This window comes from Cohnella mopanensis, from assembly GCF_022352055.1.
Taxonomy (GTDB): Bacteria; Bacillota; Bacilli; order Paenibacillales; family Paenibacillaceae; genus Cohnella; species Cohnella mopanensis.
On record NZ_JAKRWM010000006.1, the window covers coordinates 392,983 to 416,220 of the forward strand.

Sequence of the window (23,238 nt, forward strand, 5' to 3'; positions counted from 1 at the left end):
CTTGTGATTCTATTCTGATTGCGTGAATCCGAGCCTACGAGGCTGTCCGTCCGTCATCCAGTCGCGGCTGCGTCCTTTGGCGTAGTCCGATTTCATCTCGGCAATCAGCTGTCTAAGATTTACATCATTGTCGTAATGCAGCTGCAAAGCGGCGGAAACATACAATTCGCTCAATTGGGCGAGCGTGAAACCTTCCGTTCCTTGCGCAGCCTGAGCGACCGATTCCTCGTCTACGAGGCGATTCATTCCTTTGTGAACTAGATAGGAATGGCGAATCTCTTCATTCGGCAACTTCACCTCATAAGCCCGGTCGAATCTGCCTGCCCGGTTCATGAGCGCAGGGTCTATTTTCTCCGGATAGTTCGTCGTCCCAATGAGGTATATGCCTTCCTTCGACGTTGCCCCATCCAGCGTGTTCAGGAAATAAGAACGGCAGGAGGCAGGCATGGAATCGATATCCTCGATAACTAGCACCATAGGCGCCCTTTGATTGGCGGCGGCGAACACCTCTTGGATCGACTCGCTGTTGGTAAACTCAGTGATCTGCCAGTAAGCGACAGGCGCCCCGACCGAACCCGAGATGGATTTGACTAACGTCGTCTTGCCGTTACCCGGCTTTCCGTACAGCAAGATCCCTCTTTTGTAAGGAATGCCGTACGTTTGGAAAAAGGATCGATCCTTGGAGAAAAATTCGTCAATGGATCTGTAAATTTGCGTCTTGAGCTCCACATCCATGAATACCTCGGCCCGAGCGACAGGGCTTGTCGCCAACTCTCGTGATTGCTCCAGCCCGTCCCGGGTATCCGTGAAGACGAGGATCTTCCGATCCGCAAGCTGCCGCGAACGCATGTCTTCTAGAAACAGAACGAGATCGCCGTCTGATTCGCTGAAAATAAGATCCTCGTAGCTGAGGCCATGCTGCGCCACTTTCGGAATTCTTGCCATGGCAACACGATGCTTCGAATAGATGAACAAATTATTGCGAATGGCGGGCCGAACTGCATAGCTCTCGCGGTTCTGTCCATGGTCGGCCGTGTAGGCGAACGCCCTCGTTTCGACCATGTCATATATGCTGGCCGCATGCTCCACCCCCTCATACTCGTGATTAACATCTTCCTCCAGTCCATTCCATATTTCATTGCCGTCATCTTGTTCGTAGAGACGAAACTCGGTTCCGAAACGATCCTTCAAATAATCGACGATAGCCTGAACCGTGGCAATATAGTTGAAATAACTGCGCGGATCCGGCGAGTGACCTTCGGCATTGTCGGCCCGTACGAAGAACTTCGGGTCTGTGGTTTTAAATGTTATTTTCATTTTAATGTTTACACTCCTTTCACTGCCGCCAAAGGACGACACTTGGCTACAACGGTAGCCAGCCGCGCCTCGACGACGCTTTCTATGATTTGATCTACGTCTTTATAAGCTTGGGGAGATTCGTCGATCAGGGACTCGAGTCCCCGGTGGTTAACGACGATCTCATCCTCCTGCCCAATGCGCAAGGAGGAAGCAAACTCATCCACGGTGACGAGTTGTTTCGTCGCATTGCGCGAACGGATTCGGCCTGCGCCATGACAGATGGAATGGTAATTTCGCGCGCCTTCCGGTGAACCTACCATTAAGTAGGAAGACGTTCCCATCGAGCCCGGAATCAGAGCCGGGTGCCCCGTATCCGCGTAAGGCAGCGGATTGTCTACATGACCGGCTGGTAATGCCCGAGTCGTTCCTTTGCGGTGTACAAGGAAGGACTCCTCCCCGTGATTTTCCTCACATGCGTAGTTATGCATCAGGTCGTATAGCGTTCGCGTCTCCGCTTTGGATCCGAACGTCTCTCGAAATGCATCGCGAACGGCGAACGCGAGTAGGTGCCTGTTCGCGACAGCGAAGTTAAGCGCCGAATACATGAGATTCGCATAGTTCTGACCGGCTTCGCTGTCGAGCGGCGCATAGACGAGCTTCGGATCGCTTGTGCCAAGCCCCAGCTTGTGCATGGTTTTCGCAACTTCAGAGCCGCTATGTTGGTTTACCGCACCGCCCCATGAGCGGGATCCCGAGTGAATCATCACCGCAACTTGGCCATCTTGCAGCCCCCACTGTTCCGCGATATGTCGGTTGTCTTCATTCACGCTAATGGCCTGAATTTCTATGAAGTGATTGCCGTTACCGAGCGTACCAAGCTGTCGGTGAGCCCGATGCCATACCGGCTCGGGGATTCGATCCAGCACGCTCTCGTCAAATCGGAACCGGCTACACTCGACGTGGGTTAAGGAAGTCGCTTTCCGCGGAGTATACGAATCCGGAACATACTTGCCTGGCAGGCCGTGAAGCCCTTTACGAAGCACATCCTCCAGACGGATATCGGAGAAATAACCCCTAGCGTGGTTTTCCACCGGAATTCGCTTCTCGATGGCTTTGACTAACTTGCGCCGGAGCTTCACGTCTTGGAGCTCATCCACGTGCAAATTCGTCAGATGCAGCCTCATCCCGCAGCCAATATCGCTTCCGACGATGGAGGGAGACACAAACCCGTCCTCCACACCCCATACCGCCGTCGTACCGATACACGTTCCTACTCCGACATGAGCGTCGGGCGTATAACTCATATACCGGATATTCGGAATTTGCAGATTGTTGTTCGCCATCTCGAGCACTTTGGCCCCCATGGCATGATAAAGATCGTCGTGGGCGAATACGTGCAAGTCTCCCGCGGGGAGATCGATTCGCCGGTAATACGGGTTGTTTGAATTCATATAAGGGTTCATTTCCTCTCTAATTGTAAAAATAATATTGAAAATCAGAACGCAAAAAGACCGTAAGCCCAATCGCTTACGGTCTTCGCACAATGTGAAATAACAGGTGTCCACCTTCTCCACCGCGATGGATGAGGGGCGCTTCCTAGTCTTTACGTTGCTTGGGCCCGTAGAGGCCGATGGACAATCAACAGACGATTTAGTTGCGACAGTGCGGCATTACGACGATTGTTAAGACTGGTCATGTCCAACGGCCTCCTTCCTGTTTAAGATAATGATTAGATTAAGGGTTAAGGTTATGGTTGTCAATATGTAAATAGAAAATATTTATTAGGGGCATTAAAATCCGTTATGAGTCTGTGGAGTGAAATGGTGCCAAAACAAGCCTATTTAACTTTCTTCTTGTGTTTTCTATGTCTCGTTTCTAGGAGTATTAATAATGTCATCCAGACGGCAAAGATGATAAGGATAACATATAATCTATCTGCGTTTCTCATGATGAGCTCAATAAACACAGCAGACCACCTCTATTTGACTAAGATCATGCTACCTATTCAAGAGTCTCTCTCCAGGGTGATCACCAGTTGTGACCCATCTTGAACTCCTTTGATGTAAAGCCATTGCTTTTGGAATGAGACCATCTGGTCATGTATCTCCATCCATTTGTTCAAGACTTCTCGAGTTTCATCTGACAGTGCTCTAATCAACAAGTTCTCATATGTGTTGGCTTGTTCTCTTAATGTCATTAACTCCCCTTTACTCTCAGCCTCCTCTGATAATGCTTCGTATCTCTTTGTAATTACTTCTTTAATCCATTCTTTCATGTATTTCGCTCCTTGTTTTAACTCGGAATAAAGTGAAATACAACGGGGATAATATTTATAGATTATTAATTGAGATTCTCCGTGATCAATTAAATATTCACTAAGTACATTTTAATCATAATTGAACTAATAGTAAATGTAAAAACAACTATTAGTTTATTATATCTTCCTCTTAATTTATCTAGTGTAATGGGTGAGGAGGGTTGTCATGGATTATGCATCGCTTGGACAAAGAATACGGAGTGAAAGAAAGAAATTAGCAATGACTCAAGAGAAAATTGCCGAACTGATCGGAGTTTCTGACGCATATATTGGACAGATTGAGCGAGGGGAAAGAAGTTTAACTTTAGATACTCTTATAGATTTGGCAAATATACTCGGAGTTACAGTTGACTACCTAATCCAAGAATCTCTTACTCCTAATGACGATAATTATATCGATCATATCAGACAACTTCTCACGAACCGTTCGCCAAAAGAAAAGCAAATGGCCTTGAATGTAGTTAAAGTTATGTTTGCACATGTGGATGATATAAGGGAAGTAGATCAGTAACCGAGAAAAGTAGCTTAGTTTTCTTTACAAAATCCCCCCAATAATTGGAAATGGGACGATTTTTGTTCAATGCATACCGTAATCCACTTCGGAAAATCAGCGTTGTCATAAAAGAAAAACTCGACAATCTGAAGGATTGTCGAGCTACTAGCAGATATAGATAATGCGGCTATTCAGAAGGACTGTCCTCGACGTACCTTATAACGAACAAGCCTAAGAAGCCATTCTTCAAAAATTTTACTGTGGACTCAAATAACCACGGGTTCTTTCTCATATGATTTTTCATGTTGATGAATATTCATTGCTTGAACCATTTGTTTCGCAATTGCTTCTATTAATGGGACGACTACCGAGTTCCCAAACTGTTTATATGCTTGAGTGTCAGAAACAACTATTTTGAATGACTCCGGGTACCCTTGAAGCCTCGCACATTCCCTAGGAGTTAGTCTGCGGGGATTTTTGTCATCCCCCTGTGAAATGAGGATCTCCGATCCATCCTTGTAGTACCGGGCACTTAACGTTCTACATATTCCTTCGGGGTCTGCCAAACCAAATCCGAAACCATTACCTTTTGCTTTATGTTTTGCGGCATATTCCTGTAAATAATTCCACAGTTTATTCGAAAGTGTATATTTATCATCCACCCTATCATCCAGCACATCATTCATTCGTTTCAAAGGCTTTTCAAGTTCAGGAAAATCAAATCTCTCCCAGCCACCGTATACATTGGTATCAAATCCGATAATGAAAATACGCTCCCTATGTTGAGGAACAAAATGTTTTCCATCAAGAACTTTAACATGTAAACTATATCCCAGCTTCTCAAGCGTTTCACAAATAACTTTAAAGGTTCTCCCTTTATCGTGAGACTTCAAGTTTTTAACATTTTCAAGCAAAAAAGCACGGGGACGCTTCTCTTTAATAATTCTGGCTACATCAAAAAAAAGCGTACCTTGCGTTTTGTCTAGGAACCCATGATCTCTCCCCAGACTGTTTTTCTTTGAGACACCAGCTATTGAGAACGGTTGGCAAGGAAACCCAGCAACCAATATATCATGATCAGGGACACTCTTCTCATCAATATTTGTAATATCACCTTCCGGCAATTCGCCGAAATTGTTTAAATACGTCTTTTGAGCATACTTGTCCCATTCCGAAGAAAAAACACATTTACCTCCAGCCTTCTCGAAAGCCAATCTCATTCCTCCGATACCAGCAAACAAATCAATAAATTTTAATTTATTCGATTTCACATTATAACCAGCTTCCGTTTCTTTCAATTTATGGGAAATTGCAGATATTACATAGTCCTGCAGGGAAGTTCCAGATGCACTCGAGAGCTCCCGGATTTTCTTGTGAATTTCTTCGTCTAATTTGATATGAATTTGTTTCGTGGCTAATCACTCCCGGGAAGAAATATATACCCATACTACACCGGGAATACTGAAAACACAAACAAATATTCGTATTTCTATGACTTTTTTATGGTTTCCATCCAATGCTTAATGGTATCCGAGAGTTCTCCCAAGTCTTTATGAAATGGGTAATTCTCTGTTACCTCATCAGGGACCCTTGACCAGTCTAACCGATCCCAAACATCTTTCAGCTCGTCTAAGGCTATTTGAAGATGACTAATTTTTTGAAGAAGTTCTCTCTTCATCAGTTTCAACCTCCTCATCTTACATTGCAGAATACTGCTCCTAGCTTATCTGGGTTAGATATATTTTTCAAACCCTTAATAGTTCATTTCAATAATAGATAAAGAAAAGCCACGTATCTACGTGGCACTAAGACATTATCATCTGTTCTTAACCATGGAAATAAAACCTTCTAAGGTCATGATCTTATCATGAAAAGATTTTGGAAAGCTACCTATGTACTGCTTCGGTACCACCAGAACTACTTGATGCTGTTCCATTTCAATTAGCTGATTCTCTGAGATTCCTTGTTGAAGTGTGAAAAGATGTTTGACCCTGATATTATCCGCTTCATTAATAATTTGTCTCCAGCGGTCTTTACAAGTCGTCTTAGCACCAAGGAACACCAATTTATCTTTTGGGAATAACGTATCATGATATTGTGCCCCGCCTGGAAAAATGAAATCCGGTTTTTTGTTCCCTTCAGTTATTACTTGCGTACCGAACTCTAACATGTTAATTGTAAAAACCTCTTTTAGATGATGTTCAAGAGATTTTCCTGCCCTGCTTTTTCTACGATTTAATAGAGTATTGGCGCAGTCTACCAACTCATCTACCGTTAGGAAAGGAGCTGACAACCGCTCTTTATATCGATTACTTTCAATAGCCTTGAATAATGAATATTCGATATCTAACCACTTTAACAAAAGACTATCGGGGTGTTCACGATTTGCTTTTACATTAATCCTCTGGTAAATCTCCCTTGCTTTAGCAGACATTTGAACTGTATCTGGAAACTCTATTTGTAAGCTTACTATAAACTCATTGAACAGCTGTTCAAGTCTGATTGAAGTGGCTTGCAATGAGTTTGCACCTTTAATGATACGGTTTGTTTGACTTGCTGATAAACCAAGTGAAGACAAAAAAAACTCAATATCTTCATCAGTATCAATTACATAACCATGATAATATTCAGAAGAAATTTGAACAAGAACAAATAGATCTCCGACATGGGTATCCCGCAAATATGGAAACCCTCTCCCAAATCGGGTAATTCGGTACTCATTCCGAGTTTTCTGTCCGTAGTATATGAACCTTGTATCAGTTTCAAAGTCATCCTGCCATTTGATTGTTACAAACTTATCTTTCATCTCTCCTCTTACTCCCGGAGAGTCAAATAATATCTCCCAAGAATCAAGTGGAATATAAAAACCAAATTGATGCGCTCCAGTAGCTCCTGCATCATTGGAAGAAATGAATTTACAGAAGGCAAGGGGATTAGCTAAACAAGCTTGTATTGCCTTCTCCAGAATCGACATGTCATTCATTCTCTTCTTTCCGGAATATTGTTTATTTTTAATTGAGCTCATGACCCTCTAATTTATTCTTCAGACCACTATAGCTAAGGGATTACAATAAAAATTTAGTCATTCTCAGCATCGGCAACTTGATTTTTCCTCAATCAAGTGTTATATACTTTTCTCGTTGTTACCTTTAATAGAGACAATACCAGAGTAAAGCAATCCTAACTATCTTTCAATCCCATTTTGTGCACTATCAATAACCTTATCTGCTATGGATGCATTCCATCCAAAGTTATCTTCAAGCATTTTAGCTCTGAACTTTTCTGGAAAGTTAAAGATAATAGCAAGTATTATACTAAAAGAACGAGTCGTTTCCCAATTTGCTCCATTTATAACAAGCAAATTGGTAAAGTATCTGTGGATTCTTTCCATACTTGAGACTAGCATTTCATCTAACTTTTTAATTTCTTGTAATCCAACTACCTTGAAATATTGTAAAAGTTCCTCCGTATCACCATATTCACCTTCATATCTAAACCCAGCTACTTGAATTATTTGAATTAATCTTTCCACTGCAGGTGAATTATTTAAATATTCATTTAGACTATTTAAACTTATATCTAGTTCAAGTACTTTTTCAATTCGCACTATTGGATTGCTTTCTTTCTCGATTTTATAATTTTTAGATAAATTCTTCTGATTTTTTAATTGTTCTATTTCTAATTGCAATTCCCTGATTATATTATCCTTCAATAACATCTTCGATTCGTAATCTTGACTTGTTTCGGAAAGATTAGAATTTAAATTATTAATGAATGAACCCATTTCATCTGCACTACCAGAAAGTCTATTGAATATCTCTAAATATTCAGACAATATTCTGTTACTTGTGTTATATGGATACCTAACTTTATGATCTATTTCACTCCATGCTTCTTCAAATATTGTTCTTACTTGAATCTCTGATATTATTTGTTTAATCATTAAATTGGACTTGATAAGGTAATGAACTGATCTATATCCCGCAGGATGAATTATTATATCGCAATTATGTTTTTCGTATTTAGCTTTTGAATCACCTTCTCTTATATTTGCTCTTGGTGTCTCATGAAGAATCCATTGTGAAACAATGAATTTATCAATATACTCCCAATCCTCCTTAAATAAATGCAAAACTCTTATTCCAATTAAATCAGTTATTTCCTGAGAATAGTTTAAAATATTAATATCCTGACCTTTCGATCTTTTTCTAATTATTTTTTCAATAAGGTGTTCTGGTTCTTTAATTCTATACTTGACCGAATGCGCTTTCTCAATTGATGAAAAAAATTCTGCAAGTGTTCTTGCAGTCGGCTCTAATTCATTTCTAGACTTACTATATTCATTGTATATCCCTTCCAAACTTAACCAATCTATATCAGCCTTTGCGAAGATCTCATCTGATATATTATATTTTTTTAGAAATGTTTCTTTATCCATTAGTTTAAACATTATTGTCCCCCCCTCGGAATATGCCAGCTGAAATCAGTATCTGCCAAATATATAGCTTTCTCTATGCTTCGTTAACGTCAGATGTATCTTACTATTCTAAGTCCACTTCTCTGTTATTTTGTAATATCTTCTTAAGCTCATTAACTAGAAAAGGGGGATTTCTTTTATGAAGCATAGAATGGCAATTGGGACACACTGGTACCAAATCTTTTGATGGATCAATAATATAATTCTCACTTAAATTAGAAATAGGTACTACATGATGAACATGTATGTACCCTCTACCCATCGGACCATAAGTTCTTTCAAAATCAAATTCGCACACTTTACAAATACAACCACACAACATGATACAGATTTGCCTGTTAATTGAGCTTCTTTCATAAATATTAACTTCAACCCTAGTTAATGCACCTTCAGGTAACCCTAAAGCCTCTTCCTCAATACTCTCTTCTTCAAGCGGCAGCAAGGAAAGAACCATTCCTAGCAATTTCCCTGCCCATTCAAAGAGCATTGACTCACGCTCTTGCTCATCTATACTATCTAATACAACTGGCATTACATTTAAAACCAAGTGCACTTGTTGCCAATCATCTGGCCATGTCAGATAATTGTCTGGTTCTACATATGTATTATTCACCATCATTATGAACTGAGATTTCGATGCTCCAAAGCATGACCCTGCTATTGTCTCAAATACTCTTTTTTTGCTCTTATGAGCATTCCCCATTGTCTTTACCAATAGAGAAGAATAGTTTTCCGGGATAACTTCAAACTTTAAGCTTCTCCACCCAAAATTTATCCGTAAAATAAAACCATGTCCAATGGATAGATCACTTGGCCTAAAATCTAAGTAATCCTCTGAAATAATTAAATCAAGATTTATTCCGTAGGCATCCGTCAGCATTTCACCTAGCTTAGTATCATTAATTTGCGTCGCCATTATTTAGCTCCGGTTCCGGCAAATCCTCCACCAATTTCCTAAGAAGTCTAGAAACTTCAAATCTCAATTCATTGATATGGTATTTTGTCGTTTCATTGATAGTGCCTAGCTCAGCTTCGCACAAAGCCCATATAAGTGAGTCCATCCCTTGAATAGTTACTCCTGATGTTAAGTTTGGAACATACACTTTATGATAATAAGGATGGCCTGTATTAATTCTAACCGCATGATGCATATCAATTAGACATGGCTCCCACAGTAACCCGTCATCTAAAGAATCGACTGCAGCAACATGTAACTCCCCTTCTCTAACCGGTTGCATAATTGGAAGCTTAATTTTGAATTTGCCCTTTTTATTGGTGATTTCAACTTCATTCTTCGTTGAATCAGTTATATCAATTTTAGACATTTGAATTTCTTTTTCCTTCGCACCTATACCAGCATTAGAGCCATCATGAGCCCCTCTCGAAGCATTATTGACAGTCTTTTTAGTTCCCTTGCGGTATTGATGATCAGCCGCCCTTCTAGGCGCAGGAAGAAATGTATCTTTTAGCCAGTTATATAAATCACTATTTAATCTAATTTTCGATTTTTTAATGTCCACATTGAATGCATCGTCTAGTGTGTGATCAAAAGAAAACTCTACCCTCAACAAAGACCCATGGGGCTCATTTCTATACATGCCTAACCAGTCTCCAAAATGAATAAGTCGATTCTCTCGGTAAATATAGAATCCTTGCATATCATTATTAAGCTTAGCATTACTAGCAGCTTCTTCATTAGAAAATTGCTCTCTTCTTGGAATCACATATGCTTTAATAATAAAAGATGTCGTACTATTATCTGGAAGTTCAACTACCTGTTTCTGTTCTGCGACTATCTCTGTATAAGGCTCAGTTATACAAAACGGATCCCATGCAGTAATTGCTTCATCATTAACATTAATAACTACGTTACTAACACTAATATAATTGTGATCAAGGAAACGCTGAAATATCATTGAAAGATGTGCTTTCAAACCCTCTATAGTTCTTTCAAATGCTTTTCGGGCATGTGATCCTCCTTGATCGTTATATGATTTAAGGAGCCGATCAACCTTACCCCATGATACAATTGTCCCCGAATTTCCCTCTGAGATTCTCTCAAGTAGTTCTAATTCTATTTCATCTGGTTGCAAGAACAGAAGTTGCCACTCCTGAACCTTACATACATGATCTAAATCCCATTGAGCTTTTAATATTGTCTCACTCTCGCTAGAACGAGATGTAACTGAAAGGGATCTACAAAACGAAGTCGATGCTGTTTTTAGACCAAGGCCAAATTTCCCTAAACTCGCCCGATCAGGGCGCACTGAAGAACCATAACGCATAGCATTGATCAAACCTTCTTCGTTCATTCCTATTCCATTGTCGGTGATATAAACTTCAATATCTCCGACAAAATCCATATTTACTCTGATATCAATCAGAGTAGCTTTAGCAGCGATACAATTATCAACGATATCTGCTATAGCAGTGTTAAACTCGTATCCAGTATCTCTGAGACCTTCAATCATTCTATTAGCATCTGGCTGAACCACCAATGTTTTTCTGTCAATGATGCTCATATGTTAACCACCTTCCATGATGTGCCTAACCGTAAAACATTGTCGGTATCATTCTCTAACTTATTTGTCCTCTGATGTTTAATTAAGAGCCTCCCATCATCAAGCCTAAGGAATATTATTTTATCTCCAGCTTTAAGATTGTTCGATTTAATAAAGCCCGTCATGCTCGTCAATCTAAATTCGTTTCTAGTACCTTTGTAAAACTTATTATTGTAATATATATAAGTAAAGTTCCATATAGCTCCCGATAGATCTTCAAATCTCAGGACACATCTAGGATTTTTCGTTTCCTTTCCTAATTGGGGAAAAAAAGAGAGGATATCTTCATCTTTTGGAACCAGAATGCCTGCTTGATGACCTCCGGTTTCTCCTGTATCATTTGCACTCAATACTTTGCATATTGCTTGTGGATGTACTAATAACTCCATCTTTATCCCTCCTTATATAGGTGTCAAAGTCATCGCTTTTAAAATATCTAGATAGTCATTTTTACTGCCATCTATACCAACTATGGCAGTTTCAGAAACCATTCTTTTACGTTCTAATCTATCATTCATAGCTTCTTCAACTGTACTTGCGTAAAATAACTTATAAATATTCACAGGCCTAGTTTGCCCCCGCCTATATGATCGAGCAGATGCTTGATCTTCTATCGCGGGATTCCATTCCAAATTATAATGAATTACATGATTAGCTGCTGTAATATTCAGACCCGCGCCGGCAGCACGCGGATTTAATACTAATATTGCTGAATCTTCTATTTTTGAATAAATATCGATTTTCTGCTGTCGATCCGAAATGGGTACCCTACCATCAATAAAGTCGCAATATATGCCAAATCTATTGAACAAATCACCCACTAAAATATCACTCATTTTAGTAAATGAAGTGAAAATTAATATCTTTTCTTTGTTCGCAATAATTTCCTCAATAATTTCTAACATTCTCATATATTTAATAAATAGCGCTGGATCTTCTGATTTCCCCGAATATAACATTGGATGAGTACAATAGATCCTCAACTTGATAAGTGCGATTAGTGAAGCATTCTTTCCATGTTCATCAATTATTTGCTTTCTCAACATTTCATATTTAATTGCTTCATTTTTTTCCATTTTTAATACTTGAGGAATATTTATTCGTTGTGGGAGATCCTTTGCAACTTCATTCACCCTTCTTCTGAGCATGATAGGAGAAACTGTAGGTTCTAAGCTCTTTGCACCGTCGAGATCATCTGAAAATTTTTTTTGAAATTGAGATAAATCTCCAAGAAAACTTGGAAGCGCAAAGTCAGTTATTGACCACAAATCTGTAAGTCGATTCTCAACTGGAGTTCCTGTAACTGCTATCGAGACCCTTCTAGGGACCTGTTTAACCGCCACTGTCCTCTTAGCACTTGGATTTTTTATTGCTTGAGCTTCATCTAATACTACTAAATTCCACTTAATCATTTGTATCATAGACAGATCCCTTAAAACGGAATCATACGTGGTTATAACTACATCATAATTTTGAAGATTTTGATAAAATCCTGTTCTTTTTGTACCTTGATGAATCATTACTTTTAATTGTGGAGCAAATTTTTCTAATTCTCTCCGCCAATTCTCCATTAATGTGACCGGAGCAATTACTAGAGAAACAGATTGCCTTATTGTTTTCTCATAAGCTAATAAAGCTATCACCTGTGCAGTCTTACCTAATCCCATCTCATCAGCTAATATACATCCAGCTTCTTCTTCAGAAATCATCTTAAGCCATCTATACCCCTGGTACTGATAAGGATACAATCTACCGACAAATAATGGAATATCTTCACTCAGTTCAGGAAGAATTGTGTTTTTGTCGAGAAGCATCGTACCTACTTCATCTTGCAACAAATGAGATGCTGTATTTCTAATATATAAATACTGTTTTATTGTGATTTTTCCAACAGTCATAATTCCAGCCTGAATTAAGAGATTTTTTATCTCCTCAAATATACCCTTCACAAACGGGTGCCACGTATCATTTATTAGGATGTAATCAATACCTGATTCTAATATAGTATTTAATTTAATCATTTCTTTTTTGTGCGTGCTTATTATTTCAGCTTGTATTGAAATACTATTTTCATGGACATGTTGACGGAGTAATATTTTTAGACTCATAGGCAACTTTGAAAATTTAATATTAGATAAATCATCACTTGGTTTTTCAACTTTGATTCCATTAACAATTAGAACGGTCCTAAATTGGGCAAAATAAATATCCTCAGCACTCGGATAATAAGTTTCATCATCATTTGTGATTATACATATATATCCAGAATCCTTGAGCACCCATTTACCACTTTTCATTTGCAACTCGCCCTTAAAATTCTATTAGTAAAGTAAAATTGTCATAATGTTCTAAATATAGAATAGTTGAATGTTAGTTATGTGTCATTAATTATTTTACGCTTTCTTTATAGCTCAACTGAACGGGAATCTGGATGACGAACCCGCAATAACGTTGAGACCAGTCCCTCTCTACAATCTTTCGTGCGTAAACGATCCGTCTTGATAACACTTTGCCTCCGCTCACTAGGGGGGATATAGCAGCTAATGGCGCAATTGGAAATGTCTGATTGATTGACTAACTTCGGCTTCCCTCCAATGTCATCCTTGAGCTTAAAAGCCCGACCGAGAATGAGATATGGATTCTTATACTCTATCAGAATCGCTCTACTACCCCAATCCCAAGCATCCCCGCCTGAGCACCATACTTAGTCACCGACAGAGAAGCTGCTTTCACGGCGAAAGTAAGAAATTGTTCAAGGCTCCAACCGGAATCGCGCCGTTCGCCCCCCGGAAGAATAACGATGCAATTGTCCTCAGGCGTATGCAAGATAGAGGCAATTCCTGTAGGCGTCTGTTCGATGATCCCGATTCCGTCCGTACGGATGTCGTTTTCTTGCATGTTGGACATCATTACAGATCCAAACATGTCGTCTCCGATCAAGCAAAGGTAAAACGATTGATTCAGCGGAGAAGAAGGTAGAGTTTAATCTGTCGTTATTCAAGCGATCCGTACGAGAAGCGGTTCCGATGGCTCGGTTCCGCAGACGGGCTATCCCGCCGGCAGGGTCGGCTTCCGATGCCCCCCCAACCAACACCCATATGATAAAATAAGGCACATAAGAATTTAAGATTCAAAAAGGAGTGACCCCATCAATGAGCACTTCAAGCATCCCATGGAGCAAAGGAACATGGACGACGGAGCCTATCTCGTCCAAAGATGAAGGCGGAATTCTGAAAGTCGAGGCCAAGCGCGGGAGCGATTATTGGGAGAAAACGCTCTACGAGTTCGAGCATAGGGATGGACATGCGCTGCTTGCCGATTGGGAAGACAGTGATGCGATCGAAGTCGGCTTCCGGCTCGATTCCTTTACCGAATTGTACGATCAAGCCGGGCTGATGCTGTGGCAAGGTCAGGAACAGTGGATTAAGGCCGGGATCGAGCTGAACGACGGAATCCCGCACCTAGCCGTCGTCGCGACGGACGGTTATTCGGATTGGTCGCTTGCGCCGGTACCCGAATGGGTAGGGCAGGAAGTGACGATTCGCGCTTCGCGCATAAAGGACGCGGTCATTATTCGAGCCCGTTCACGTTCCGAAGGCTGGCGCACGGTGCGAGTGGCGCGTTTTCCGTATACGACCGGCAATCAGGCCGGGCCTTTCCTGTGCGCACCGACCAGAGACGGACTAGAGGTCGCGTTTACCCGTTGGGTACGGACCGCTCCCGATGCCGAGCTGCACACCGATCCCCCTACGGAAGATTAAAGATAGCGATCAAACAAACAAAAACCGCGCAGCATCATGCTTTCGCGGTTTTTTTCCTTTTGACAACCTCAACCCACAACACTCATCGCATACCCCAACAATGCTCCAAGAACAAGCCCCCCCATGATCTCAACCGCGTTATGCCCCACGCTTTCTCTAAGCCTTTTCCCCTCCGGGTTCAATCCGTTGATCAACCGAGCGTGATGGCCGACATAGCGCCTCAAGCCCGAAGCATCCAAGATCACGATGAAGGTGATAGCCGTTCCCAGACCGAACATCGGACTCCTGAAGCCTTCGTTGAACCCGATCAGCATGACCGTTGTCGTCATAATCGTCGTATGGTTGCTCGGGAATCCTCCGTTTCCGCTTCGTTCTCGGGCATTGCCATAGCGAAAATGATTGACGGCATATTTGAGAACTCCGGCAACCAGCTAAGCAACGAATGGTGCGATCAAATACAGCCTCCATTCCTCCTCAGCAGCAATTCATGCCTGCGCTTGCCGATCGCCAGGAACAACGATAGGAAGAACACGAACATCAAGAACCACGAGGTGAAACCCGTTCGGATGACGAGTCCTCCCCCCACCGCCCTCATGGCGAAGCCGCATGCGATGATCATGATGTCCAAGATGACGAAATGCTTCAATTTCAAGGAATAAGCGACGTTCATCCTGAAGTAAGCAACGAGCAGGAGCCCGAACAGAACGTTCTGATAAAACCCCGCGCCGAGCGAGACAACGAGTAAAACTCCGCCAAAGGTTAGAGCCACTCTAGGATCGAGCCTTCCCGAAGCCATCGGGCGCTTAACCTTATCCGGCTGCTGCTGATCGGCCTCCCTGCTAGCCCTGAAAGGATCTGTCCAAAATTGTGGTTTACCCTTCCTAATCATGCTACACTAATTTTGTTTTGAGGCAGGAGGAATTCGACATGGCCAACGGCAAAACGATTAAAAAGTGGTACCTGATTATCTCTTTTCTTCTCTCCTTATATCTCGTAGTCGTCACCATCGTAAGTCTCACCGCGGCTTCCCCAGAGATCAAAGCGCCGCTCGAAGCGGTTGCCCACTATATTCTATGGTTTTTCATTGCGGAGTTAGCCGTGCTGCTCATCGTTACCAAAGACTTTCGTAAGTTTCTCAAGGAACAATGGCTAAGCATTCTAGCGGTAGGGACATCGATTTCCGTCACGCAATTTATGGATGCCATCGTCGGAATCGGTTCATTAACGGGGATTAAAGCCGTGAAAGGATTGAAATCCTTAACCGCGTTAAAGTCGCTCAAATCGATGAAATTAGTTAAGGCCACGAAGAGCGTAAAGCTCGCCAAATCGTACAAAATCGGCAAAAAAGCTTCGAAAGCCGTAAAAAGCCGCAAGTGAACTCCTGTGTCCGTTTGGGTGAAGCCGCAACACGATATCACGTTCTTAACCATAATAAAAAGGCCAACCAGAATACTCTCTGGTTGACCTAGTAATACGAATCCTATAAAGCGCCGCGTCTCGGCTTACACTTGTTTAAACTCGATCCAATCGATCTGCAAGCCCGGTTTGACGAATTCCAATTTCAATTCATATAGACCCGCTTCCAGCTCGATTTTCACAAGCCTTTGCCTGATCCATTTGCCTTCCGTTCCGTTCGTCTGAATGGTCGTCATCAATTGATCGTTCAGCGTCACGTTACATGCGCTTTGAGCCAATTCGGGCTCCGGAGACATGATGCTGACTATGATCCGGTATTGACCGGCTTGATCGACTTTCATCAAGGTCGATCCCGCTACCGCCGGTTTAACTTGCGCATTCTCGGAAAGGGACTGCGCTTGCTCAGGCGACAAGGATGAATTGGCCTTGAAAGCTTCAACCTTCTCTTCGATCACCTGTTTTCTAGAGAATACCGGCGCGTTCATAATGAATTCGCAGATGTTCATGGCGGAACGCTGAAGCTCTCCGCGGGTTAACGTGCCCTCTTCCAGCGACTCTATGGTGTTGTCATCATAGCCATTGATTTCCGCGCCATAGTTCGGAACGACCATATACAGATCGTTCTGCGCGCGAACCATCCAGTTCGTATATTTCCGATCTGCCGCGCCACCATGCGCAACATCGTTCATGACGGCCCACCAATCGGTCATCACGATACCCTTGAAGCCCCATTCACCGCGAAGAATCGTCGTGTTTAAATCGTAATTCGAAGCCGCCCAATGCCCGTTGACGGGATTATAGGAGGTCATGATCGAATTCGCTCCACCCTGTTTCACAGCAATTTCGAAGCCTTTCAGGTAAATTTCCCGAAGGGCTCGTTCGGAGACGATAGCATCTACTTTACTGCGATGTTTCTCCTGATTGTTGCAGGCAAAATGCTTCAACGTGGCGTTAGAGCCGCCCTTTATTATGCCTTTAGTGCAGGCTGCGGCAAACACTCCAGAGATTAACGGATCTTCCGAAAAATACTCGAAGTTGCGTCCATTGAGCGGACTGCGTCGAATATTCAAGCCGGGTCCCAGCAAGGTGTCCACGTTGTTACTTACTAATTCGCGGCCTTCCATGACATAAAGCTCTTCGACCAGTTCCGCATTCCACGTTGCCGCCAGCAACGTTCCGATCGCAACCTGAGTCGCCTTCTGCCCGCTATCCATGCGAATCCCGGACGGTCCGTCCGACGTGCAAGCAACCGGAATTCCATAATTGAACAAGCTATCGCTTACCCCGCCGAAAGCAGAAGCCGTACCCGGCGTAACCAGCGGACTGCTCATGCCTTCTCCTCTGACGATCGCGGCCAGATCCTGATCGTTGAGCTGCGCGATGAAGTCCTCCATGCTCACTTTCCGGTCGTAAACATCCCTTAATCGATAGCCTTGATTACCGGTTTGCTCCAACGTTGCGGGGAGATTGTTCTCGATCCGTTCCGCTAAAGAGACCCGTTGCTTAGGCACTTCTACGAAGAGGAGTTCATAGGAACCGTCATCCCTCAGAGCGCCCGGCTTCATTCTCGTGAAGCTTTCCGTCGGCGCCAGCGCCTCTTGCAGCTGCTCGACGACTTGAAGGGTTTCCACCACGTAACCGCTTTGCCCTTGGACGCCGATTTCCGCCAGATTTTTGACGCTCGTCCCCGCATAAATGCGATAAGTCCCTGCTTCCAGCACATAAGCGTAAGGTTGACCCGTTACGCCGGAGTCGTCATAAGAAGCCATAGAATGAACAGGAAAGCTCACGGTTAGTCGCTGTGATTCACCCGCTTGGAGAACTTTGGTCTTACCGAATGCCGCCAAAGCTTTAGCCGGTTGTCCCAGTTTTCCTTGCGGCGCTTCATAATAGACCTGCACGACTTCTTTGCCGGCATAGTCCGCTCCCGTATTGGTTACGGTTACGTCGATTGCTACGTATGTTTGTCCATCTTTGGTCGTCAGCTTAGCTTCCTCGGGCTCGACATTAAAAGTGGTATAAGATATGCCGTAGCCGAACTCATACTGAACTTTATCCGGGCAGAACGTCTCGAAATAACGATATCCCACATAGATATCTTCCTGATAGAAGTTCTTGAATTCATTGCCGTAATTACGTGTCGAAGGATAATCATCGATGGAATAAGCGATCGTATCCGTCAATTTGCCGCTCGGAGTCACTTCTCCGGCCAGAACGTCGGCGATCGCGTTGCCCCCTTCCATGCCGCCATGCCATGAGTAAATAGCGCACGGAATCGGATGCACGTAACTTTCGTCGTTCATCCAGCTCATATCGATAATGTTCGATACGTTCAGCACGACGATGGTTTGTTCATAATAAGCCGTTACCTGCTTCAGCATCGCTTGCTCGTCCGCCGTGAGCTGATAACTTCCCGGAGCGTCGGCGTTATCCTGATCTTCTCCCGCCGTACGACCGATCACGACGATGGCCTTGTTCGATTTGCTTCTGGCCTCCGACACCAGTTCATCGGTTAGAGGCATCTCCTTCTGATGCCAAGGTTCCGCAGCCCAGCCGCCCCCGCCATTATCGAACGGATTTTGCTCGATCCACTTCTCGTAGACAGCAGCCAGCTCTTCGTTAACCTTAAAGTTCATCTTACCGCGAAGACCATCCAACAAATTGGTCGTATAGGAAACATGGACGCTTCCGCCCGAACCCGTGCCGCTGCGATAGTAATTCACTTGGGTTCTGCCAAAAATCGAAACGGTGTCGCCGTCTCGTAGCGGAAGTACCTGTTTATCATTCTTTAATAGAACCGCACCTTCAGCGGCTACCGTTCGGCTAAATTCAGCAAAACCTTCTAATGGGACTCCAATATTCTGAGTACTCAAATTGTTTTCCTCCTTTTATTATCCTGCGAGCCCATGCCTGTTCCTTATAAAGTCCTTTAAAGAATAAAAGATATAAGATCAATATACAAGCAGTTACCGTGCTGTTATAGCGACATATCCTTCTCTACCCTAAGTTTAACGGTTATAATGTCCTTATCCCGCTTAACTGCTTACAAAAACCGCAATTACCCAATGACATTTGAATGAGGTGGACAACCGTTATGAAAACAATGAAACTTGGAAGCAGTACATTAGAGGTGCCCGTATTAGCTGTCGGCTGTATGCGGATAGACTCGCTAGACAAAGCCGAAGCTGAGCGATTTGTCCAAGCGGCGCTGGAAGAAGGCGCGAATTTCTTCGACCATGCGGATATTTACGGAGCTGGAGCCTGCGAGGAAATATTTGCGGATGCCATTCATATGAACAACGACATTCGCGAGAAAATCATTCTGCAATCCAAGTGCGGCATCCGCAAAGGGACGTTCGACTTCTCCAAATCGCATATCCTGGAATCGGTCGATGGCATCTTGAAACGACTGAAAACCGATTATTTGGACATTCTGCTGTTGCACCGTCCTGATGCGCTTGTTGAGCCGGAAGAGGTTGCAGAAGCTTTCGATCTGCTCGAAAGCTCGGGTAAGGTTCGGCATTTCGGCGTATCCAATCAGAATCCCCTACAAATTCAATTGCTGAAGAAATCGGTTAAGCAGCCGCTTGTCGCCAATCAACTGCAATTGAGCATTACCAACGCTAACATGATCTCCAACGGCATTAACGTAAACATGGTTAATGATGCTGCTCTGAACCGTGACGGTAGCGTACTTGATTATTGCAGACTGAACGATATCACGATTCAACCGTGGTCGCCCTTCCAATATGGATTCTTCGAGGGCGTATTCCTTGGAAGCGAGAAGTTTCCCGAATTGAATCTTGTGATCGACAGAATCGCTAACAAATACGAAGTCAGCAACACGACTATTGCCATCGCGTGGATTTTGCGTCACCCTGCCCGCATGCAACCGGTCATCGGATCGATGAATATCGGCCGATTAAAGGATTGCTGCAAAGCAAGCGAAATAGAGCTAACGCGTGAAGAATGGTATGAAATCTATCGCGCGGCAGGCAACGTACTGCCGTAACGGCGTTATATCACACAACAAACCACATCCGTCTGCGGGTGTGGTTTGTTGGTTTTTACAGAGTTGTCGCTTACTTAAGCTCGACTCATCGATTAGGACTCGCAAACAATACGGATCAGCGCGATTGCCATTTCTCTCGCGGCTGCCACGATTTCATCGTCGGTGCGCTGCATTCCGCCGGCAGCCATAACTGCTGAGTTGATGCTCATGAACGCCATTCTCACCAGAAGCAGCCGTTTGCCGTCAGCCTTGTCGCCTGCGACAAATGTGGCAAGGGCCTCCAGCCCGTTGGCGATCTCGCGGGAGTCTTCCCACATGTTCCGCATCGTGGCGGGATTCGCGACCATAAAACGGATTCCGCGCAGCTTGTCTATCGAGGTCGAATCCACCCATCTCAGTACCGTCCGTTCCATAAGATCAGGACTAGGCTCTTGGCTGCGGGCCCAGGCAAGGAGCTCTGTTGCTTCGTTGCCGCGGGCGGACACAATGGACTTGACGATGTCCTCTTTGCTTTTGAAGTGATAATATAGCGCGGCTTTACTAATCCCGAGATGCTCGGCGATCTCGCGAAGGGATGTCGCTTCATACCCCTTCGTAATGAAAAGCTCTAACGCTACACTTTGGGCCTCCGCCTTGGTCTCGCTCCCCGTCCGTTTCACCGGCTCGCTCATATTCATGATTCTCGCCCCCCTTCTCTTCATTTGCTCGCTCCTACTTTTAATTATAATTGACAACTTACCGGTCGGCAAGTAAAATGTGTTTTGAAGACAGCCTTACGCAATTATAAGGAGGACATTCCCCTGACCAACATCGTTATGGAGTTCATTAGTTTGTTGCTCGCTGGCATCCTGGCCGGCGAAGAGTTCGTGGTTCGCTATGGGGTGCATGTGTCCCTTGCTGCTCTCGACGAACCGTCCCAGATTAAAGTCCGTCAAGCGCTCATACTTAGACTACGCGTGCTCGTGCCAATCCTCTTTGTACTAACTGCCATATCGGCGGTTGCCGTACTCGTTCTAGATAGCTCCGGGCCTGGCTTCGGCTTCCGTTGCGCCGGGGTATTCGCCTTGCTCATCTTCATCTTGGTTACGGCCATCGGTACAGTCCCCATCAACAAAGGCGCGCTAGCCTGGCAACCCGATGCGCCGCCGAGCAATTGGAAGGCGCTCGTCCGTCGCTGGGAGCGATTAGATGTGATTCGTTCCTCGGCCGCGATCTTGGCATTTGCTTTCTTCTTGACAGCCGTGGCGTTGCAAGTGGCTGGAAACTAATGTGCGTATATGCGGAAAGCCTCCTATCGGAGGTTTTTTTCTTTCCGCGGTTGGAGATAATAATTCCCGTTCTTCGAGTTAATCGTCCATTAACAAAAAGAATATATACTTAACGTAAAGTCGCAACTACTCCATAACGTTGTCTAAGAAGGGAGCTCCACCTATGGGAATTCATACGTATTTCCAATCGCTAAACGATCTGGAACGGATTATTCGTTGCCCAGGCAAATTCAAATTCGAGGAGCATAGCGTATCGGCTCATTCATGGAAGGTCGTGCAATATGCCAAAACATTGGCGGATATCGAGGAAAGCAACGGAGTCGCCGTGGATTGGAAAAAGCTATACGAAATAACAAGTAGTCATGATTACGGAGAAATCTTTATCGGTGATATTAAAACGCCCGTCAAGCACTATTCGCTAGAGCTTCGCGCCATGCTGCAAAAAGTAGAGGAAGGCATGGTCGCCCATTTCATTGACGAGCATATTCCAGAGGAATTTAAGCCTACTTTCCGTAGACAACTACGCGAAGGCAAAGACGATTCGGTCGAAGGTCTAATCTTGGAAGTCGCGGATAAGATGGATCAAGTTTATGAGGCCTTTACGGAACTGCAACGAGGAAATACGGAAAAAGAATTTATCGTCATGTATCGAAGCGCTTTGATTAAAATTAAAGGGATTAAGCTTTATTGCGTTGATTACTTCCTGCAAAATATTTTGCCCGATTTGGTTAGCGAAGGATCCCGATCTCCTATCGATATTGCCAAGATTACGAATGAGGCGTTAGCTTCATAATCCCCCTGCGTTAGTCCCCTGTACTCTTCGCGATCAACACCCTTGCTTCCCTTAAAATCATTCTTAAATCCTAAAGGGCGAAGTGCCTCGCTTCGTCTTTTTTTGCTGTTCTTTTGTTCTGGGGTGTGTTTTGCCGTGACGCGCCTAAACGGGCTTTTATATACTAATTAAAATTGTCTCCGCTTTAATTTGAAGAAGACAAGGAGCGACCCCAATGAGATGGAGTGACGTTATAGGCGCCTACGGGGCTTATATTAGCTTGGGTTCAACTTGTCAAACCGCTTATCAGTTAAGAAGACTCCAATTGCGGACTTTTGCCGGCCCCTTGGATTGGTTTATCTCGCGCTCGGTTACCGATGTATCCCGTCTGATTCACAATCGTTTTCAAGGGTTTATGGAATTCAACCATCTCGAGGTGATCGGTACAGATACCGATCAGTACGTCGTAAGAGATAACAACTACAATATCTATTCTTATCACGATTTCCCGTTAAGATACCGATGGACGGATACTTACCCTTTTTTCAAACAAAAAATGAATCGTCGCGTGAGAGCATTGTTAACCGCGGCTAAGAACGGCCCTCTCTGTTTCATTAGAACCGACACTTCCAAGAATGAAGCGCAACAGATATATACCGCAATAAAAACAATTATTCCGTGTAGATTTAAGCTGCTGATCGTTAATAACGTTAACGACTATCAAGAGGTGAGACACGAAGACTGGGGAATTCCCCATATCGGGTCGGTTTACGTGTCTAGGGGGGCGGATTGGAGAGGATCTAACTTTGCATGGAATCAGATTATGAGTGGGTTTACTCTGAATGGACAAATCAAATAATGG

General features: G+C 43.6%; 23 protein-coding genes. 7 read left to right on the forward strand and 16 right to left on the reverse strand.

The genetic code is table 11. The features are described from left to right. Window positions 1-9: 9 nt before the first annotated feature. The 3 genes from L3D05_RS12415 to L3D05_RS12425 all read right to left on the reverse strand — a co-directional run bounded on the left by L3D05_RS12415 (window position 10) and on the right by L3D05_RS12425 (window position 3,574). Entirely contained in the window at window positions 10-1,317 is a 1,308-nt protein-coding gene (locus L3D05_RS12415; RefSeq protein ID WP_239616365.1) for an AAA family ATPase, read from the reverse strand. A gap of 8 nt (window positions 1,318-1,325) precedes the next feature. After that, the gene (locus tag L3D05_RS12420) at window positions 1,326-2,750 is read right to left on the reverse strand and encodes an RtcB family protein (protein WP_239616366.1); all 1,425 of its coding nucleotides are present in this window, start codon (window positions 2,748-2,750) and stop codon (window positions 1,326-1,328) included. 554 nt (window positions 2,751-3,304) lie between these two features. Continuing rightward, window positions 3,305-3,574: a DUF6809 family protein gene (locus L3D05_RS12425; protein WP_239616367.1), complete on the reverse strand. Its 270-nt coding sequence runs from the start codon at window positions 3,572-3,574 to the stop codon at window positions 3,305-3,307. Window positions 3,575-3,782: 208 nt separating this feature from the next. Here L3D05_RS12425 and L3D05_RS12430 point away from each other — a divergent pair, with 208 nt between their 5' ends. Continuing rightward, window positions 3,783-4,127, forward strand: coding sequence for a helix-turn-helix domain-containing protein (locus L3D05_RS12430; RefSeq protein ID WP_239616368.1), 345 nt, complete (start codon window positions 3,783-3,785; stop codon window positions 4,125-4,127). A gap of 248 nt (window positions 4,128-4,375) precedes the next feature. Here L3D05_RS12430 and dcm read toward each other — a convergent pair whose 3' ends face one another. The 9 genes from dcm to L3D05_RS12475 form a co-directional block, all read right to left on the reverse strand. Then, window positions 4,376-5,380: a DNA (cytosine-5-)-methyltransferase gene (gene dcm / locus L3D05_RS12435; RefSeq protein ID WP_369417971.1), complete on the reverse strand. Its 1,005-nt coding sequence runs from the start codon at window positions 5,378-5,380 to the stop codon at window positions 4,376-4,378. A 218-nt stretch (window positions 5,381-5,598) separates the two neighbouring features. Beyond that, window positions 5,599-5,787 (reverse strand): hypothetical protein, encoded by a 189-nt coding sequence (locus tag L3D05_RS12440; protein WP_239616369.1) that lies wholly within the window; start codon window positions 5,785-5,787, stop codon window positions 5,599-5,601. A gap of 138 nt (window positions 5,788-5,925) precedes the next feature. Continuing rightward, window positions 5,926-7,083 (reverse strand): type II restriction endonuclease, encoded by a 1,158-nt coding sequence (locus L3D05_RS12445; RefSeq protein ID WP_239616370.1) that lies wholly within the window; start codon window positions 7,081-7,083, stop codon window positions 5,926-5,928. Window positions 7,084-7,293: 210 nt separating this feature from the next. Continuing rightward, window positions 7,294-8,559, reverse strand: coding sequence for a RelA/SpoT domain-containing protein (locus L3D05_RS12450; protein WP_239616371.1), 1,266 nt, complete (start codon window positions 8,557-8,559; stop codon window positions 7,294-7,296). A gap of 91 nt (window positions 8,560-8,650) precedes the next feature. Beyond that, complete coding sequence (locus L3D05_RS12455) at window positions 8,651-9,502, reverse strand: HNH endonuclease (protein WP_239616372.1); 852 nt, start codon at window positions 9,500-9,502, stop codon at window positions 8,651-8,653. Beyond that, window positions 9,486-11,108 (reverse strand): ATP-binding protein, encoded by a 1,623-nt coding sequence (locus L3D05_RS12460; protein WP_239616373.1) that lies wholly within the window; start codon window positions 11,106-11,108, stop codon window positions 9,486-9,488. The genes L3D05_RS12455 and L3D05_RS12460 overlap by 17 nt, the downstream gene beginning before the upstream one ends. Continuing rightward, complete coding sequence (locus L3D05_RS12465; RefSeq protein ID WP_239616374.1) at window positions 11,105-11,536, reverse strand: EcoRII N-terminal effector-binding domain-containing protein; 432 nt, start codon at window positions 11,534-11,536, stop codon at window positions 11,105-11,107. The genes L3D05_RS12460 and L3D05_RS12465 overlap by 4 nt, the downstream gene beginning before the upstream one ends. 12 nt (window positions 11,537-11,548) lie before the next feature. After that, window positions 11,549-13,444 carry a DEAD/DEAH box helicase gene (locus L3D05_RS12470; protein ID WP_239616375.1) on the reverse strand — a complete coding sequence of 632 codons (1,896 nt, stop codon included), beginning with the start codon at window positions 13,442-13,444 and terminating at the stop codon, window positions 11,549-11,551. Between the two features lie 355 nt (window positions 13,445-13,799). After that, on the reverse strand, window positions 13,800-14,111 hold the full coding sequence (locus L3D05_RS12475; RefSeq protein WP_255807505.1) for a PfkB family carbohydrate kinase: 312 nt from the start codon (window positions 14,109-14,111) through the stop codon (window positions 13,800-13,802). A 188-nt stretch (window positions 14,112-14,299) separates the two neighbouring features. On the opposite strand from L3D05_RS12475, the gene L3D05_RS12480 reads away from it, so the two are divergent. Beyond that, on the forward strand, window positions 14,300-14,908 hold the full coding sequence (locus tag L3D05_RS12480; RefSeq protein WP_239616377.1) for a DUF1349 domain-containing protein: 609 nt from the start codon (window positions 14,300-14,302) through the stop codon (window positions 14,906-14,908). Between the two features lie 68 nt (window positions 14,909-14,976). Here the strand turns inward: L3D05_RS12480 and L3D05_RS12485 are convergent, their stop codons facing one another. Beyond that, on the reverse strand, window positions 14,977-15,339 hold the full coding sequence (locus tag L3D05_RS12485) for a divergent PAP2 family protein (protein ID WP_239616483.1): 363 nt from the start codon (window positions 15,337-15,339) through the stop codon (window positions 14,977-14,979). 20 nt (window positions 15,340-15,359) lie between these two features. Continuing rightward, entirely contained in the window at window positions 15,360-15,797 is a 438-nt protein-coding gene (locus tag L3D05_RS12490; RefSeq protein ID WP_255807482.1) for a UbiA family prenyltransferase, read from the reverse strand. 38 nt (window positions 15,798-15,835) lie between these two features. Between L3D05_RS12490 and L3D05_RS12495 the strand changes: the two genes are divergently transcribed. Then, a complete protein-coding gene (locus L3D05_RS12495) occupies window positions 15,836-16,285 on the forward strand; it encodes an ion transporter (protein WP_239616379.1) in 450 nt (149 codons plus the stop codon). A gap of 125 nt (window positions 16,286-16,410) precedes the next feature. On the opposite strand, the gene L3D05_RS12500 is transcribed toward L3D05_RS12495, so the two are convergent. Beyond that, complete coding sequence (locus L3D05_RS12500; RefSeq protein ID WP_239616380.1) at window positions 16,411-19,197, reverse strand: glycoside hydrolase family 3 C-terminal domain-containing protein; 2,787 nt, start codon at window positions 19,195-19,197, stop codon at window positions 16,411-16,413. Between the two features lie 221 nt (window positions 19,198-19,418). Between L3D05_RS12500 and L3D05_RS12505 the strand changes: the two genes are divergently transcribed. Continuing rightward, window positions 19,419-20,336, forward strand: a complete 918-nt coding sequence (locus L3D05_RS12505; RefSeq protein WP_239616381.1) for an aldo/keto reductase — start codon at window positions 19,419-19,421, stop codon at window positions 20,334-20,336. 92 nt (window positions 20,337-20,428) lie between these two features. Here the strand turns inward: L3D05_RS12505 and L3D05_RS12510 are convergent, their stop codons facing one another. Then, window positions 20,429-21,013: a TetR/AcrR family transcriptional regulator gene (locus tag L3D05_RS12510; RefSeq protein WP_239616382.1), complete on the reverse strand. Its 585-nt coding sequence runs from the start codon at window positions 21,011-21,013 to the stop codon at window positions 20,429-20,431. A 153-nt stretch (window positions 21,014-21,166) separates the two neighbouring features. Here L3D05_RS12510 and L3D05_RS12515 point away from each other — a divergent pair, with 153 nt between their 5' ends. The 3 genes from L3D05_RS12515 (at window position 21,167) to L3D05_RS12525 (ending at window position 23,235) form a co-directional block, all read left to right on the forward strand. Then, on the forward strand, window positions 21,167-21,604 hold the full coding sequence (locus L3D05_RS12515; RefSeq protein WP_239616383.1) for an anthrone oxygenase family protein: 438 nt from the start codon (window positions 21,167-21,169) through the stop codon (window positions 21,602-21,604). A gap of 163 nt (window positions 21,605-21,767) precedes the next feature. Continuing rightward, window positions 21,768-22,397 carry a YfbR-like 5'-deoxynucleotidase gene (locus tag L3D05_RS12520; RefSeq protein WP_239616384.1) on the forward strand — a complete coding sequence of 210 codons (630 nt, stop codon included), beginning with the start codon at window positions 21,768-21,770 and terminating at the stop codon, window positions 22,395-22,397. Between the two features lie 214 nt (window positions 22,398-22,611). Continuing rightward, entirely contained in the window at window positions 22,612-23,235 is a 624-nt protein-coding gene (locus tag L3D05_RS12525) for a DUF1796 family putative cysteine peptidase (RefSeq protein ID WP_239616385.1), read from the forward strand. The last annotated feature ends 3 nt before the right edge of the window (window positions 23,236-23,238 follow it).